The organism is Photobacterium aphoticum (assembly GCF_001029435.1).
In the GTDB taxonomy this organism is placed as follows: domain Bacteria; phylum Pseudomonadota; class Gammaproteobacteria; order Enterobacterales; family Vibrionaceae; genus Photobacterium; species Photobacterium aphoticum.
The window spans coordinates 128,961-144,155 of sequence record NZ_LDOV01000030.1; the positions used below are offsets into that span (position 1 = coordinate 128,961).

The following is a 15,195-nucleotide window of genomic DNA, read 5'->3' on the forward strand; positions in this document are numbered from 1 at the left end:
GTTAATTGATAAATTTGGCTTAATCTGCATGGTGGCAAACCTGTTATGCAGGCGTTAGCTGAAATCCTTTACAAGGATGTGAAATGAAAAATAGAAAATGGATATTTGCAGCAATTTTACTCATTGGTGGTCCTTCATTATTACCATTTAGTTTAGAAGTCATTACCCTAATTGAGCTATTTGGATTTTTGGGCTTATGGACTATTTATTCATCCTACGCTGTGTATTTGGTGAATCATCCGCGTTTCAAAAGAGGCCTGTGTTTAGCGACCAGTTGGGATTTTCAGCCCCAAATGCTGTTCTCACTGAGAGATCTCAAGGCATGTCCACAGTTAGTTTTTCATATGCTGCCAGTTCAGAGTGTGATGGTCTGGACTTTGAATATTCTGTTTTGGGGTGGCGTGGCTAGGTGCTATATAATTTAAGCTAACACAGGGGCCCTGACCTGGCGTCCCCTTAGTAATATATCGATTAACCCGAGCAGGCACTATTCAAAGAGAGTGGCTACGGCTTTTATAATGATCGCGGGTGGTATGTGTGCAAACGTTGCAAGAGCGTTTTATCGTCCTCTGAGTTTTACGTTGTAAAGGCTGTTTCGTGGGTCAAGACGTGGCCTGTCGCATCTTCGTCGTGGATAGTAAAGCTATGTTTGGCTAAATCGATGCATAGATTGAAATTGGCAGTGTAGCTTCCGAGATTTTATCGAACCGGACTCATCAAGTGTGGCAGAGCAAGATGAGGGGGAATCCATGTTATTCGTTAGGCTAAAAGGAGATAAAATGTATTCAAATACACACTATGAGAATTATCCAAACCTCAAGCCTTGGGTTGGTTCAAAGTATGGCCAAGGTAGGACTAAAAAGCTGTTGGTTATTGGAGAGAGTCATTATTTGCCCAAAGGGTCTACATCATCATTGAACATAGAAAAGTGGTATTCAAACAATCAAAATGACCTCACTGATACCGAAAAATCTTGGATTAATACTAGCGGTATCATTAAAAAGAATATCCCTACCAACTTCCCCAAAAAGTCGCATTGGATTTATAGAAATGTAGCGAAAGAGATTAATGAAGCATTTTTTGGTTACACGAACTCAGCTGATATTTTAGATCATGTGGCTTTTATGAATTACTTTCAAAGGCCAGCTGAAAACGAAGGGGACAGTATTAAAGTTCATTCTTTAGACTTGAAAATGTCTGAAGCTATCGTTACGGACGTAATCAAAACTCTGAGCCCAGATCTTGTTGTTTTCTGTTCCGCAAAGGCTGGAGAGTACGGTGCAAAAGTTGTACGTAATTTAGGCCTTGAGTGTGTTGTGGCTCCTCATCCATCGAGCCAGTGGTGGAATCGAGAGGCCAAAAAATATGGTGGTTTGGGTCGGGAGGTTATTCCGAAATTCTTGGTCAAGCGCAAGTGGTCAGAGTTAGCCTAATACATATGAGCCTTTGGGGTGTCAAGGGGTAAAGCGATCCCCCCCTGAATTTTTAGAAAGAAAAGGGTTTTGTGGATCAGTACCTTTGTCTGTCTCATCCTCACCATGGATACTGAACGAATGTTTGACAAGATCAATGCCATAGATGGATTTTGACATGGTAGCCTCCGAACGTTTTTACCCAGACTCATCAAGTGTGGCAGAGTCTGGATGAGGGGGAGTCCATGTCATTCGTTATATGCTTGGATGAAAAATCATGGAACATAATGAAATACATTGGCACGATTGTGAGTTGCTGTTGATGATTGAAGTACCGTCACAAGATGAATTGATATTAAGAGTTATGTACCCAGTAGATTGGGAAAATGGCGAATATGAAGAAACTGATATTGTATTCAGAGGATTCCATTCTATAAATATCAACGAAATTCCTTTTGAAGGTAATCCAACACTCTTAGGACTAGACTCTGTGGAAATAGTAGATAGTGACTTATTCAAGGCGAGTTGGCTCAAGTTCTACTTAAGTACAAATGCTGGTATTCGTGTGATCGAAGCTAAAAGTGTGCACCTTCGAGAACGCATATAAAAATTGCTTCAACCTGACTGTGGACTTGATCTGTTTTACTGGACACGTATTGAAGATCTGAGATGATCGTCGAGCTTGCATTAAATTTACTTCGATTGAGAAAGCAAATATAGCGTAACAAACAAGTTATGAGTAATTCTGCACGCACAGTCTATTACTGTGCGTTAGCTTTCGTGATTAAGGTGGTATGCAGGGGCGTCGGTTTACGTGATTCAGACCATTGTCGTGCGTTAGGCTTCAAGGAGGAAGTATCCGAATGTTAGCGAAAGAATGGAAATCAGAAAATCTAATATTTTCGGTATTTAATATCAATGAGCCAAGTGTGGCAAAGTCAATATTCGATAGTAACCTTGCTGTTCAAGTATTCGATCCTACATTTAGAGACTGGTCACTGAGTGAGTATGAGAAGCTGATTGCGAATAGTGATCAAGCAAGCTCTGCAAGAGAAGTCGGTGCGTTCTATTTTAGAAAAATTAGCACCCGAGACGGTACGATAGTTGGTTATCTTCAACTCGAGTTTAATGTACCTCACCCACACACTCTTTGGGTCCCGATGCTGTGTATTTTGCCTCAATATCAGCAATGTGGCTTTGGTACAGAGATCATAGAAAGCGTAATCAATGAAGCTCGTGCTTGTGCCGATATTGAACGGGTTGGTTTAAATGTATATGCCGAAAATGTCAAAGCCTTTAGATTCTGGTTTAAACAAGGGTTCACACAGATAAAAGCATTTGAACCTGAGGTTGAGTTTGGTAAAGAATACAATTGCCTGGTGCTATATCGTGAGTTAGAAGCCCCACAAACTGTTCAAGCATCGAGATCGCTCTGAATCAATATCAAATTATAGAAATGATTTGTTATGAGCTAGATGATCATGATGAAGCGATTTCTTTAGTAAAGAAACTAGATTCATCAGCCTCTCTGTATGAGCTGTTGAACCATTACAACTGGGATGATGGCTTTGTCACGGCGGCAGATTATCAACATATAGATAAATCAAATCCCTCGGAATTTGGACTTGCCTAGCTTTACTCAACTTGCATTGAAGAACTGAGGCGAGCATTGAAGTTGTCTACAAAACGGGCAAAGAGGCAGCACAATATTCACAATAGACTGCAAGTTCAAAGCGGTTGAATGTGGTGTGGTTTAGGAGATACCCGTTGTCACAATGTTATGCATAAGGGAGAAGCGATGAACACTCATAGAAGGATTTTAGGTTGGAGTTTTCTCGTTATTGGAGGGATGAATGCCTTGGGGATGACCATTATGACTTTTCAACATTTCGAGGTTTTTTCGGGGGCGCCTTGGGAAATATACCTTTTGAACTTTGTGGTTGTCTCTATTTGCTTCATGTCATCTGTTTGTGGTTTTTTTCTTCTGAAGGAAAGGCGCTGGGCATTTAACACGTTATTCAAGTTATCATTTCTATGGCTTCTGTTTTTCCCGTTAGGCACAGTGCTTGCTCTGTATTATTTCTATTTTCACTTTAAATACCGAAGGAAAGCGGCACTGTAGTGGAGGACATGTTATTCGTGATGTTGAAGGAGGAAAAATGGACGTTATCAATCAACTTTATCCATCAGAGAGTCAGTTGGATAGACTGAAATCGTCACCAGATTCGGGTGAGATTCATTTGTTAAACCTGTTTAAGTTTCGCGAAAAAGCGGAATATGCAGATGGTCGAGAAACGAACTTAACGGGCAGGGAAGCATACGATTTATATGGCCACCCAATGGCAAAGGTGCTTGAGAAATACGGTGCAGAAGTCGTTTTTTATTCAGAAATTACAGGGTTAATCCTAGGTCAGGTTGAAGATCTTTGGGACTCATTCGTCATCGTGAAATACCCATCACGACAAGCACTTATTGAAATGACGTCGTCAGAAGAGTTCAAAGCGTTAAGTATTCATCGTGAGGCCGGGTTGGCTGGGCAGCTAAACATAGAAACGAAGATCCCCTGAGTCCTCCCCAACAGTGAGCCGTCACTGACCAAAATACCGAACATTAACAAGGATATTATATGTTCAGCCATATTATGATCGGAACCAATGATATTGAGCGTGCCAAGCGTTTTTATGACTCTGTATTAGCCGTACTTGGCATCCATGAGTCCACACATAATGTGAATGATACTGGGCAAAAACGACTGTTCTATGCGCATAACGGATCTGTGTTTTGTATTACCGAACCCATAAATGGTGAACCAGCATGCCCTGCCAATGGTTCAACAATTGGATTCACGTGTGACTCACCAGAACAAGTTCTAGCGTTCCATTCTGCTGCCATTGCAAATGGCGCCACGAGCATTGAGGGCCCTCCTGGCTTACGTGACAACACAACAGGCAAAAAGCATCTGTGTTACTTCTTGGATCTGGACGGGCATAAAATCTGTGGCATGTATCGCTGTAATTAAGGGGCATGTATCCGCTTAAAAATCATAGACGTGTTCGATATACGTGCTCGAGAGAGAGTCTGAGCTCGATCCCGTTACTGTCTATGTATTGAAGATCTAAATATATTTTCAAATGTTGCCCTATACAGGTTCACCGACTGTGGCATCACCTGAATGAGGGAGGATGTTATTTGTAATCGTTGGAGAGAATATGAAGATTGAAGTGTGTGAAATATCAACCAATGAAAAGCCATTGATTCAAAATTTGCTGCAGTTCTACGAGTACGAGTTCTCAGTGTACGAAGAAGATGATGTTGATGAAAATGGCGATTTTGAGATTGCAGATGTGGATGAGTATTTTGACATTGATGAGTACACGCCATTACTGGTTAAGGTTGCCGGGCAGGCTGCGGGATTTGTCATCGTCAATTCAGATCCTAATGCCCCAAATGGACGATTTCTGATTGAAGAGTTTTTCATCATGAAGAGGTTCCAGCAACAGGGGATTGGGCAAGAGGTTGCTAGGCAAGTCTTTGACATGTTTGGTCAAGATTGGGTTGTCAGGGTTATCAATGAAAACCTTAAAGGGCAATCCTTCTGGCAGAAGGCAATCGATAACTATACCGGTGGGGCTTTTTCGGTTGAAGTTTTCAACGATGCGTCGTGGGAAGGGCCGATATATACCTTCAGTAAGTTAGACTTTTAATAAACCGGAGTGTATTTGGAAAAATCGGCAGTGATATAAATCGCATTTTGCTTTCTATGTGAACTGAAAATCACCTCACTGTACTATAAGATTAAAAGAAAAATGTAGAATGCATAAAAATATAGCGTTATTGGAATTGTAGATACATGTTGAGGTTTATTCTAACAATCATCATTTTAAAAATTGGCACGAATATGATGATGGATCATACGCTGCCTGCAATGACTGAGAATATTGTAGAGGAGGCACCAAAGTTTTATGTGCTGGGTGAGAAAGCGGGTAAATATTCAAAGCTTTATTTAAAGGAAGCGATTGAAAATGATGCTGGTTATCAATTTAGATTGAATGTTGATAGCGTAGAGCTGAGTGTTGGTGATGTTCATAAGATTAATGTTTTAGAATCTGATGAGATAAGTCAATTAATAGAATTTAATTATATCAATACTTACAGTTCCACCTCTACGTATAAGGTGATCAATAATAAAATTGAGCCTGTTAGTTACAGAATTAATAGTAACATGGGCACGGGTATTATCGTATTGTTTTTGATCATCCCCGCTTATGTCATCGCCGGATCGATAGTGAGATATATCCGGCGACAATTTTGGCATGCATAACCAGCCTCATGAGGAGTTTATACCAGAGATTCATCGATGAAGCGTATCTGCAGATTTTGCGCTTGCTACCTTAAATACACCTAACGACATTACTGGATGATATGCTGAGAATGAGTGATTTCTTGGCAAAAAGTAACGCAATAGGATTGACGCAAACGTTTGCTATCGGTAGATTACGCACACTTTTTATTGATAAGTATATCGTTATGTTTATGCGCTTGATTGCTCTTGCCCCTGTTGTTGTGTCTTTTTCGGTTTTTGCTGCCCCGCAGCCTATCTTGGTGCAAGGTGCGATGGATATCGAAACCAGTACGCTTGTGGCTGCACTGAAAGAATCGAAGGAAACGACTGTTGGTTCGTGGACGTTTTGGCAAGGTGAAATCGACGGTTACCCTGTTGTCGTTTCTCGCACGGAAGTGGGCTTAGCAAACGCGGCGGCTTCTACCACTATCGGTATTGAACACTTCAATCCTAAATACATTATCAACCAAGGCACGTCTGGCGGGCATGATCCAAAACTGTACCGTGGCGATATTGTCGTGGGTGAAGCCAGCTTCAATATGGGCGCGTACAAAACTGCTTTTAAAGAGAAAGGCCAGGGTATCGACCCGACGCAATGGCAAAACTTCGACGTAACTATGCGCTTGCGTGAAAAGGGCGAATTCGTTGAGTACCCACAATTTAAAGCGGATGAGAAACTGGTTAACATCGCTTACTCGCAGGCCGATGTCTACAAAAAGGGTAACGTTGTTAAAGGCTTGATTGGTTCAGCCGACGAATGGAACCGAGAAGTGGACCGTATCAACTGGTTCCACAACACGATGGGCACCTCTGTTGAAGAAATGGAAACGTCAGCTGCCGCGTTGGTAGCACAAGCGTATAAAGTGCCTTTTGTGGGGATCCGCATTCTTTCTAATACCGACCAACACAAACAAGATTTTGACCCGCAGACTGCCGTTGATTGTCAGCTGTATACCTTAGATGTGGTCAAGGCGTTGATAAAAAAGCAATAACGACGCAGTAATGACAGAAGATAAGGTCACTCCATAGTGTGTGCTTCACGTGATATTTTCACTGTGCATTGTTTAGGTGTATAAGAAGCATATTGTGATGGGGTAGTCCCTTATCCCTGAGCGTGTGTTTGCATTTTTTATATTGGAGTACGTATTCACATGAAAGTAGTTTGTGAAACAGAACGACTGGTTATTAGACAGTTTGATTTAAACGATACGGATTTTGTTATTCGGTTGCTTAATGAGGAGTCGTTCATTCGATATATTGCGGATAAAAAGGTTCGCACGCAAGAAGATGCAATCAATTACCTACAGCATGGTCCGATAGCCAGTTACGAAAAATATGGCTTTGGTCTTAATTTGGTTTATCTAAAATCCACGGGTACACCCATTGGGATGTGTGGTGTGTTAAAGCGGGATGAGCTGGAATACCCGGATTTAGGGTACGCCTTTTTGGCGGAGTTTGTTGGTAAAGGGTATGCGAGTGAAGCGGCTGAAAAGACACTAAACGTCACCATGGACACCTGTTCATTAAAGACGGTTTTTGCCGTCACGCTGCCGGATAACTTACGCTCCAATGCATTGCTAAAAAACGTCGGCTTTAGCTTTAAAGATACGATGGAACTCTATGGGGCGCTCAATAATCGCTACGAGTTTCATAAGTAAACAAGGTAATTAGGTCAACAAGGTAAACAATGAAGAAAACCCGTCAGATGGCGGGTTTCTTTTTTTATCGAACCATGACTCCTTGGTGCTTGTTCACCCTCAATATTTTTCATCATCGCGAAAAGAAACACTCACGGTCACCTTGGGTAATGACTGATTACTATCTATGCGATCACGCAAGGCATCCCGTTAAACAGAATGGGCTCGTCTGTGTGTCTGTCATCGTCACGTTGTCGTCAGGGATGTATATGATCGCGTTATTTGCCAAATGCTCACTGGGAGCGTTTGCGGTGTTACTCATCGCACTGTTATCGAAAACCAAGAACTTTTATATCGCCGGGTTGGTACCACTCTTCCCGACCTTTTCATTGATTGCGCATTTCATCGTAGGGACGGAACGTGGGGTAGAAGCACTGCGTGCCACGGCCTTATTTGGTTTGTATTCACTCATTCCCTATGCGGGGTATTTGTTGGCGGTGTATCTGTTTAGCGCCCGCTATGGGGTATGGATGACGCTGTCTCTGGCAATGGCGGTATGGGTGGTATTGGCGGCAGGGTTATTGGTGAGTTGGTCTCGGCTGTCGCCCGCTCTTGGATGATGGTGTGTCAGTCTATACTACTATACGCCTCTCCATTTGTATGACTAATCAGTTTTATCTATCAATGTAATAGGAAGTAACGCGTTTTCTATCAATGAGACTCGGCGTATTGTTCACACCATAAAGACGAGGCCGTCACAACATTGGTTGCATTTTTGGCATATAAATGTTGCGAATTCATTTATCAATAATCGTGAAACATCGGCTTCGACTAACCCAATCAAAAGAATAAGCGGAATATACCTTTATAGGTATTTCGCTAAATAAATCCCAAAAATAAGGGAATGGAGTGAACATGAACCAACATGATAATCATACAGGCGGTAAGTGTCCTGTAATGCACGGTGCAATGACATCTTCTGAAACATCGAATGTGGCATGGTGGCCAAATGCGCTAAACCTAGACATTCTGCATCAGCACGATACTAAAACGAACCCACTAGGCGCTGACTTTAACTACCGCGAAGAAGTACAAAAGTTAGATGTTGAAGCGCTGAAAGAAGACATGAAAGCGCTAATGACTAACAGCCAAGAGTGGTGGCCTGCAGACTGGGGTCACTACGGCGGTTTGATGGTGCGTATGGCGTGGCACTCTGCAGGTTCTTACCGCACATATGATGGTCGTGGTGGTGCTAACACCGGTAACCAACGTTTTGCGCCATTGAACTCATGGCCTGATAACGCAAACCTGGATAAAGCCCGTCGTCTGCTTTGGCCGATCAAACAAAAATATGGTAACAAAATCAGCTGGGCTGACCTTATTGTGCTTGCCGGTACTATGGCTTACGAGTCAATGGGTCTGAAAACGTTCGGTTTCGGCTTTGGTCGTGAAGATATCTGGGCACCAGAAAAAGACGTGTACTGGGGTTCTGAAAAACAATGGCTAGCCACCAGTGATGCTGAAAACAGCCGTTACTCCAATGGCCGTGATCTTGAAGATCCATTGGCAGCGGTAATGATGGGCCTTATCTATGTGAACCCAGAAGGTGTTGACGGTAACCCAGACCCGCTAAAAACCGCTGAAGACATGCGCGTGACCTTCGCCCGTATGGGTATGAATGACGAAGAAACTGTTGCATTGACCGCCGGTGGCCACACCGTAGGTAAAGCACACGGTAACGGTAATGCTGCGCACTTGGGTAAAGATCCTGAAGGTGCCGACGTAACAGAGCAAGGTCTTGGCTGGAACAACCACACTTCTCGCGGTATTGGCCGTGATACGGTAACCAGTGGTATTGAAGGTGCATGGACAACCAACCCAACACAGTGGGATAACGGTTTCTTTGAAATGCTACTGAACCACGATTGGCAGCTGACCAAGAGCCCAGCAGGTGCATGGCAGTGGGAACCGGTGTCTATTGAAGAACAAGATAAGCCAGCTGACGTAGAAGATGCAAGTCTTCGTTGTAACCCAATGATGACTGATGCGGATATGGCCCTGAAAATGGACCCAGACTACCGCGTGATCTCAGAGCGTTTCTATAACGATCCTGAGCATTTCTCTGATGTCTTTGCGCGTGCTTGGTTCAAACTGACTCACCGTGATATGGGACCAAAAGCACGTTACCTGGGTCCAGACGTACCGGCTGAAGAGCTAATCTGGCAAGATCCTGTCACCGCTGGCCGTACTGATTACGATGTAGCGGCAGTGAAAGCAAAAATCGCATCTACTGACCTAAGCATCAGTGACTTGGTATCGACCGCTTGGGACAGTGCACGTACATACCGTGGTTCTGACAAGCGTGGTGGTGCTAACGGTGCACGTATTCGCCTAGCGCCACAAAACGAGTGGGCTGGTAACGAACCAGAAAAACTGGCTAACGTGTTGTCTGTACTGGAAGGTATTGCCGCTGAAAGCAACGTGAGCGTGGCAGACGTGATTGTTCTGGCAGGTAACTTGGGTGTTGAATTAGCGGCAAAAGAAGCCGGCTTTGATATCGAAGTACCGTTCGCACCAGGTCGTGGTGACGCCACCGCAGAACAAACTGACGTTGAGTCATTTGCTGTCCTTGAACCACTGGCGGATGGTTTCCGTAACTGGCAGAAACAGCATTACGCATCAGCACCAGAAGAAATGTTGCTAGACCGTGCACAATTGATGGGCCTAACTGCCCCTGAAATGACCGTACTGCTAGGTGGTATGCGTGTTATCGGCGCAAACTACGGCAACAGCGCACACGGTGTATTCACCGACCGCGTGGGTTCACTAACGAATGACTTCTTCGTGAACCTGACTGACATGAATTACAACTGGAAACCAACCGGCCGTAATTCTTACGACATCGTTTCTCGTCAAACCGGTGAAGTAAAATGGACTGCCACTCGCGTTGACTTGGTGTTCGGTTCTAACTCTGTACTACGTGCTTACGCAGAAGTGTACGCACAAGACGACAACAAAGAGAAGTTCGTGAAAGACTTTGTTGCCGCTTGGACCAAAGTGATGAATGCAGACCGTTTTGATCTAGCATAATCATCCCCAAATGAAACCCCGCACTGGCCGCGCCATTGCGGGGTTTGTTGTATTCTGATGAAGGATTGCATTATGAGTGTTGAGGAGCTCATAAGACTGTTGGTCGCTAATGGGTGGATTTTAATTAGCATCAATGGGCGATTTAAAGAATTTGAACATGCGACTACACACCAAACCCTGAAGATTGCGATGAAACCCATCTAAATTCATCGCAATCTTCGGTAATTATTGTTCGATTTGTTGCAAAGTGGGTCGATGTGTGGGTTATGTGCGCAGTCGGTAGCGTAAACAAAGAAAAAGACTTTACGTTCTGAGCTGTAACCCGTATTATTCGCCGCATGGAGAGATGGCTGAGTGGTTGAAAGCACCGGTCTTGAAAACCGGCATACGTTAATAGCGTATCTAGGGTTCAAATCCCTATCTCTCCGCCACATTTAAGCCCTCGTCGAAAGACGAGGGCTTTTTCGTATGCATTACGTTTTATCTTTGGAAACCGGGATTTGAAAATCCCTCGTCGCCTGCGACTCCAGTTGGATGCACGCCCAGCACTCCGCCACACACAAAAAAGCCGCATCAATCAGCGGCTTTGTATTCCCCAATCTTCCTAAGCGGTCTATTCACCGCAAAAGCGTTTTAACTTTTCGCTAGGGCAGGGATTGTCGATGCCAAAATGCATTTTCAGTATGTGGTTATACTGAGTTTCATCCTGAATGAGCTTTTCAGTGGTGGTGCCAGCATCGGTGATCTTCAATCGGTCATTGAATAGAGTAACGTTCCCCTGCGCGGTTCTTGCGATGGCAATAAGGTTGTTCGTAAACAGGGAGTGCGGACTGGTTGACGCATAGTGATTGCCGTATTCCAGATCCCCTTGGCATACCTCGTTCATGTCTAAACTGTACAGATTTTGCCACTCTTCATTTTCCATGCATTGCAGCATGAAACCAAACTGCGCATCGTGAACAAAGCGGAATGTTTGCGTATCCGTGTTCAATACTTGATTGAGTTTCAGTGGCAGCGGGGTTCGGGGCGTACTGGCGCCAAAGCCTGCATCCACGAGCCATTGCTGGTTATCAAGGGTAACAATATTCACCAGATGTCCGCGTCCGGTTGGTGTGCCAGAGACATGCACTCGCCCTAGTGTTTTGACCACATCAAATTGCACCGCTTTCAATACTCGATGCAGCAAGCCATTTAACTCAAAACAATAGCCACCACGATGGTTGTTAACCAGCTTTTCAAAAATGGCATCTTCATCGAGTGTCACAGCTTGGCCATTCACGATATCCAGGTTTTCAAAAGGAATCGTGCGATGTTGTTGCTGATGTAACGCGAACAGTGTGTTGAGGTCAACGGTGATATCGCTCTCAAACTGAATTTTCTGTAAATAGGCTGATAGCAGTGCATGATTCATTGTGAAGTCCTCATTGCTGACTCACCCAGCGTATTAAAGGCATGCGTCAATGCTTGGTTAAAGGCGGAATGTGTGACAGCGCCCTTGTCGATATCAAAATGCTCATAGAAGTTTTCTAATGAAATCGCCCCGATCACATCTGCGGCAATATAAGGCGCTGAAGCGATTGCAGCGGCTAATACACTCTGCGCGCCGCCAGGTCCAGGAGAGGTCGCCAGCATCAAAACCGGTTTGTTTTGAAAGAGCTTCATATCAATGCGTGATGCCCAGTCAAAGATATTTTTATAAGCCGCCGTATAAGTACCGTTGTATTCGGCAAATGACACAATGATTAAATCCGCTTCCGAAATGTTATTGAAAAAGTGGTGTGCGAGTGCATGAATGCCGTGCTCTTCTTCTCTCTCTTCGCTGTATATAGGCATCTCATAATCATTCAGGTCGATCAAATTAATTTCCGCATTTTCAATCTGTTGCGCAGCATAAAACGCGAGCATTTTATTAATCGAACGCTTACTGTTGGTGGCACCAAAGGCTAAAATTTTCATGCATTAACTCTTAACGATAAAGTATGAACGGAAGATAAATGGCAGGATTTTTTCAGTCCTGAACCGCTCTCCTTGTTTGAGGCGCCATTGTGAAACTTCAAGTTAACTTTAAGTCAAGCGTTAAGGTGCAAATACGCCGTGTTTTTATTCGGCGTTGTCACCAAAGCCTTCTATGAGGAATCTTGGGCCTTCACCGTGGGCGGCAATTTCATCATTGGGATTGAAAATACGACAGCTTTTTAGGGATAGGCAACCGCAACCAATACATGTGTCTAAGTTGTCTCTGAGCCTCTGCATCTCATTGATTTTTTGATCCAGGGTGGCGGCCCATTGCTTGGACAGTCGCTCCCAATCTTTCTTATTAGGCTGTCTGTTATCGGGCAGGGTTGCCAGTGCATCCTTAATTTCTTCAAGAGAGATACCGATTTTTTGCGCGGCGCGGATCACTGAAATCGTTCTGAGCGTGGCGGCGTGATAACGTCGTTGATTACCATGGGTGCGTATTGACGCGATTAATCCTTTTGACTCATAAAATCGCAGCGTTGATGTGGCTACATCGCATCGTTTTGCGGCTTCTCCGATGGTGAAAAAACGCTTTTTCTTTTCCATTTTCTGTCCTAACTCATCGATAACTTATTTAAAGTTTACTTTAAGTTTAGATGCCGTGCGATGTTGGATGTATCACCATTGTCCATGATTCTTTACAGATATAATAGATAGTTATTTCCTATCAGGCTGATAGGATCAAACAGTTATACGTAATAGGGTGGGTGCGATAAAGTGTTCCTCAGCAAGACCGAACCTTCTTGATAGATTCGGCTTATGAACAGAACATCATAGGACAGCATCATGAAAAACTTAATTGGTCTAGAACAGCAACCAACTAACGAATTAGTAGAAGAACTTAATGCACTGCTAGCAGACTACCAAGTGCTGTACATGAACACACGCGGCTACCACTGGAATATTCAAGGTAAGCAATTCTTCGAACTACACGTGAAATTTGAAGAAATGTACACAGACTTGCAGCTTAAAGTTGATGAGCTGGCAGAGCGTATCCTAACCCTGGGTGCACGTCCAAATCACACCTTCAGCCAGTACTTGGCACTGAGTGAAATTCACGAGCATAAAGACGCGAGCCGTGCAGAAGACTGCGTGAAAGGCCTGTTGGATGCCTTCCAGTTGTTGATCACTAAACAACGTGGCATTGCAGAAAAAGCGGCCGAGATTGGTGATGAAGGTACGGTAGCACTCATGAGCGATTACATTCGTGAGCAAGAAAAAACTACATGGATGCTTAACGCGTACTTGCAGTAATCACATCTAGCACAAAAATACGGGAAATAAACGTAAGCGCAATACGTTTAAACAGGAAGGCCGGCAGCAATGCTGGCCTTTTTGTTTGCGTGTCATTATTGATGAGATACATATCCAGTTTCATCTTTCTGTAAGCCATATCTCACCTAACATACTGACGAGTAAAGGTTCCTTTTCGATAGATACCAAATCCGGCATAGTGAACCGTGGGGGCTGATGAGCGGCTTTTGCAAGGGCGGTAGCGTATCAGTTTTTGCTGTAGTGAGTTTGGAATGCATGGGGGAAGCGATGAGAATCATGGCGACGATGATAATGCTGATGGTGTTGTTATCAGGATGCTCGACAACAGAAAAAGTTTGGGAACAGCCTCATTATTATGAGTCGGTATCCGCATTCACCGTCAATGAAAATAACAACCTCTTTATCGCTACCGGCAAAGAGCACGCTTATGTGTTTGAAATCAGCAAAGCCTTTAAACAAGCGTTGATCGTCAGTCGAGAGATAACCTTTACCCCGTCACTCAGTGACTTTACCTTGCGTGAATCAGGTGAGATCACGGGAGATATCACGCTGACGATTGCATCTGGCGCCCTTTCTGAACAAATCAAGAACGAGTTAGTGCGTTTAGGCTTCTCGCAAGATGACAACATGACACTTCACTATACGTTGAATGGCAATCGGTATCAGTTGGAAGAGACGGGTGACACCATACAATTAGCCAATCACTATCCCGTGAAGGTGATTCAAGCATCCAGTACGGTCTCCAACGTGGGGAAAGTCCTCATTACGCCAGGCGCTGTTGTGGTGGATTCTGCGTTAATGGTAACAACAGGCATCCCGACCGCCATCATCTACGGGGTGCTGGGGGCGTATATGTATGCTGACTACCCGACAGAATAAGTGGGTGGATATGATAGACAAATGGAATAACGGATTATTGTGTAAAGGGAGTTAAATGAAACATAAATCGGTTTATTTAATGTTAGCTGTCATTATCTCAACGATGGGGACGTTTATCGTAATCAATGCACTGTCTAACTTTACTGGATTTATGGTGTATTTGGGTTTTACGCCAGATGGTAGTGGAACCCTCATTAGTTGGATATTAGCCTTTATTGTCACAGTGCTTTATTGCTATAGCGCAGCAAAAAATTCTGATGTTAAACGTTATATGTTTAAGTTGGATGTTTTGAAGTGTATTTCGATTGTGGCTGCAGTATGTGCGGGTATTGTCGAGGAGGTTGTATTCAGAAAATGGGTAATGGATTATCTGGATTCTGAAGGATTTTCGATTTTCATTCAAATTTTCGCATCGGGTGTGGCTTTTAGTGTTGTCCATGTTATATGGGGAATAAAGAGTATCAAAGCTGGGGTTAATGCTGCAATATCGACGTTTTTATTAGGATTAGCTCTCGGTGCTATTCAGGGCGAGAGCATGAAT

General features: G+C 43.8%; 18 protein-coding genes and 1 tRNA gene. 16 read left to right on the forward strand and 3 right to left on the reverse strand.

From position 1 onward, the window contains the following. Nucleotides 1–83: 83 nt before the first annotated feature. The 13 genes from ABT58_RS17140 to ABT58_RS17205 all read left to right on the forward strand — a co-directional run bounded on the left by ABT58_RS17140 (nucleotide 84) and on the right by ABT58_RS17205 (nucleotide 10,912). Nucleotides 84–425, forward strand: coding sequence for a hypothetical protein (locus ABT58_RS17140; RefSeq protein WP_047875648.1), 342 nt, complete (start codon nucleotides 84–86; stop codon nucleotides 423–425). 297 nt (nucleotides 426–722) lie between these two features. Next, nucleotides 723–1,433: a hypothetical protein gene (locus tag ABT58_RS17145; protein WP_146147266.1), complete on the forward strand. Its 711-nt coding sequence runs from the start codon at nucleotides 723–725 to the stop codon at nucleotides 1,431–1,433. Nucleotides 1,434–1,689: 256 nt separating this feature from the next. Then, nucleotides 1,690–2,019, forward strand: a complete 330-nt coding sequence (locus tag ABT58_RS17150; RefSeq protein ID WP_047875650.1) for a hypothetical protein — start codon at nucleotides 1,690–1,692, stop codon at nucleotides 2,017–2,019. A 256-nt stretch (nucleotides 2,020–2,275) separates the two neighbouring features. Next, the gene (locus tag ABT58_RS17155; RefSeq protein WP_047875651.1) at nucleotides 2,276–2,848 is read left to right on the forward strand and encodes a GNAT family N-acetyltransferase; all 573 of its coding nucleotides are present in this window, start codon (nucleotides 2,276–2,278) and stop codon (nucleotides 2,846–2,848) included. 723 nt (nucleotides 2,849–3,571) lie between these two features. Beyond that, nucleotides 3,572–3,979 carry a DUF1330 domain-containing protein gene (locus tag ABT58_RS17165; protein WP_047875653.1) on the forward strand — a complete coding sequence of 136 codons (408 nt, stop codon included), beginning with the start codon at nucleotides 3,572–3,574 and terminating at the stop codon, nucleotides 3,977–3,979. A gap of 59 nt (nucleotides 3,980–4,038) precedes the next feature. Then, nucleotides 4,039–4,431, forward strand: coding sequence for a VOC family protein (locus tag ABT58_RS17170; protein WP_047875654.1), 393 nt, complete (start codon nucleotides 4,039–4,041; stop codon nucleotides 4,429–4,431). Nucleotides 4,432–4,594: 163 nt separating this feature from the next. Beyond that, nucleotides 4,595–5,116 (forward strand): GNAT family N-acetyltransferase, encoded by a 522-nt coding sequence (locus ABT58_RS17175; protein WP_229821749.1) that lies wholly within the window; start codon nucleotides 4,595–4,597, stop codon nucleotides 5,114–5,116. Between the two features lie 146 nt (nucleotides 5,117–5,262). Then, nucleotides 5,263–5,733, forward strand: a complete 471-nt coding sequence (locus ABT58_RS17180; RefSeq protein WP_047875655.1) for a hypothetical protein — start codon at nucleotides 5,263–5,265, stop codon at nucleotides 5,731–5,733. A 206-nt stretch (nucleotides 5,734–5,939) separates the two neighbouring features. After that, complete coding sequence (locus ABT58_RS17185) at nucleotides 5,940–6,746, forward strand: 5'-methylthioadenosine/S-adenosylhomocysteine nucleosidase (protein WP_082211142.1); 807 nt, start codon at nucleotides 5,940–5,942, stop codon at nucleotides 6,744–6,746. A 159-nt stretch (nucleotides 6,747–6,905) separates the two neighbouring features. Further along, nucleotides 6,906–7,412: a GNAT family N-acetyltransferase gene (locus tag ABT58_RS17190; RefSeq protein ID WP_047875656.1), complete on the forward strand. Its 507-nt coding sequence runs from the start codon at nucleotides 6,906–6,908 to the stop codon at nucleotides 7,410–7,412. Nucleotides 7,413–7,660: 248 nt separating this feature from the next. Next, entirely contained in the window at nucleotides 7,661–8,011 is a 351-nt protein-coding gene (locus ABT58_RS17195) for a GlpM family protein (RefSeq protein WP_047875657.1), read from the forward strand. A 295-nt stretch (nucleotides 8,012–8,306) separates the two neighbouring features. Then, nucleotides 8,307–10,481: a catalase/peroxidase HPI gene (gene katG / locus ABT58_RS17200; RefSeq protein ID WP_047875658.1), complete on the forward strand. Its 2,175-nt coding sequence runs from the start codon at nucleotides 8,307–8,309 to the stop codon at nucleotides 10,479–10,481. A gap of 340 nt (nucleotides 10,482–10,821) precedes the next feature. Beyond that, nucleotides 10,822–10,912, forward strand: a tRNA-Ser gene (locus tag ABT58_RS17205). Nucleotides 10,913–11,094: 182 nt separating this feature from the next. Here ABT58_RS17205 and ABT58_RS17210 read toward each other — a convergent pair. The 3 genes from ABT58_RS17210 to soxR all read right to left on the reverse strand — a co-directional run bounded on the left by ABT58_RS17210 (nucleotide 11,095) and on the right by soxR (nucleotide 13,046). Then, nucleotides 11,095–11,892, reverse strand: coding sequence for an arylamine N-acetyltransferase family protein (locus ABT58_RS17210; protein WP_047875659.1), 798 nt, complete (start codon nucleotides 11,890–11,892; stop codon nucleotides 11,095–11,097). Further along, nucleotides 11,889–12,437 (reverse strand): NADPH-dependent FMN reductase, encoded by a 549-nt coding sequence (locus ABT58_RS17215; protein WP_047875660.1) that lies wholly within the window; start codon nucleotides 12,435–12,437, stop codon nucleotides 11,889–11,891. Before ABT58_RS17215 ends, ABT58_RS17210 begins: the two co-directional genes overlap by 4 nt. 144 nt (nucleotides 12,438–12,581) lie before the next feature. Further along, nucleotides 12,582–13,046, reverse strand: a complete 465-nt coding sequence (soxR, locus tag ABT58_RS17220; protein ID WP_047875661.1) for a redox-sensitive transcriptional activator SoxR — start codon at nucleotides 13,044–13,046, stop codon at nucleotides 12,582–12,584. Between the two features lie 240 nt (nucleotides 13,047–13,286). Here soxR and ABT58_RS17225 point away from each other — a divergent pair, with 240 nt between their 5' ends. From ABT58_RS17225 to ABT58_RS17235, 3 genes are all read left to right on the forward strand, one after another. Next, on the forward strand, nucleotides 13,287–13,754 hold the full coding sequence (locus ABT58_RS17225; protein WP_047875662.1) for a Dps family protein: 468 nt from the start codon (nucleotides 13,287–13,289) through the stop codon (nucleotides 13,752–13,754). A gap of 297 nt (nucleotides 13,755–14,051) precedes the next feature. Beyond that, a complete protein-coding gene (locus tag ABT58_RS17230) occupies nucleotides 14,052–14,654 on the forward strand; it encodes a hypothetical protein (RefSeq protein WP_146147267.1) in 603 nt (200 codons plus the stop codon). Nucleotides 14,655–14,709: 55 nt separating this feature from the next. Continuing rightward, nucleotides 14,710–15,195: CPBP family intramembrane glutamic endopeptidase (locus ABT58_RS17235; RefSeq protein ID WP_053063126.1), on the forward strand; the 486-nt coding region annotated here is incomplete at its 3' end.

Coding starts and splice junctions, on each gene's coding strand:
- ABT58_RS17175 (WP_229821749.1), top strand. CDS start 4,595: ATGTTATTTGTAATCGTTGGAGAGAATATGAAGATTGAAGTGTGTGAA.
- ABT58_RS17165 (WP_047875653.1), top strand. CDS start 3,572: ATGGACGTTATCAATCAACTTTATCCATCAGAGAGTCAGTTGGATAGA.
- ABT58_RS17215 (WP_047875660.1), bottom strand. CDS start 12,437: ATGAAAATTTTAGCCTTTGGTGCCACCAACAGTAAGCGTTCGATTAAT.
- ABT58_RS17185 (WP_082211142.1), top strand. CDS start 5,940: ATGTTTATGCGCTTGATTGCTCTTGCCCCTGTTGTTGTGTCTTTTTCG.
- soxR (WP_047875661.1), bottom strand. CDS start 13,046: ATGGAAAAGAAAAAGCGTTTTTTCACCATCGGAGAAGCCGCAAAACGA.
- ABT58_RS17150 (WP_047875650.1), top strand. CDS start 1,690: ATGGAACATAATGAAATACATTGGCACGATTGTGAGTTGCTGTTGATG.
- ABT58_RS17225 (WP_047875662.1), top strand. CDS start 13,287: ATGAAAAACTTAATTGGTCTAGAACAGCAACCAACTAACGAATTAGTA.
- ABT58_RS17195 (WP_047875657.1), top strand. CDS start 7,661: ATGATCGCGTTATTTGCCAAATGCTCACTGGGAGCGTTTGCGGTGTTA.
- ABT58_RS17170 (WP_047875654.1), top strand. CDS start 4,039: ATGTTCAGCCATATTATGATCGGAACCAATGATATTGAGCGTGCCAAG.
- ABT58_RS17230 (WP_146147267.1), top strand. CDS start 14,052: ATGGCGACGATGATAATGCTGATGGTGTTGTTATCAGGATGCTCGACA.
- ABT58_RS17180 (WP_047875655.1), top strand. CDS start 5,263: ATGTTGAGGTTTATTCTAACAATCATCATTTTAAAAATTGGCACGAAT.
- ABT58_RS17140 (WP_047875648.1), top strand. CDS start 84: ATGAAAAATAGAAAATGGATATTTGCAGCAATTTTACTCATTGGTGGT.
- ABT58_RS17210 (WP_047875659.1), bottom strand. CDS start 11,892: ATGAATCATGCACTGCTATCAGCCTATTTACAGAAAATTCAGTTTGAG.
- ABT58_RS17190 (WP_047875656.1), top strand. CDS start 6,906: ATGAAAGTAGTTTGTGAAACAGAACGACTGGTTATTAGACAGTTTGAT.
- ABT58_RS17155 (WP_047875651.1), top strand. CDS start 2,276: ATGTTAGCGAAAGAATGGAAATCAGAAAATCTAATATTTTCGGTATTT.
- katG (WP_047875658.1), top strand. CDS start 8,307: ATGAACCAACATGATAATCATACAGGCGGTAAGTGTCCTGTAATGCAC.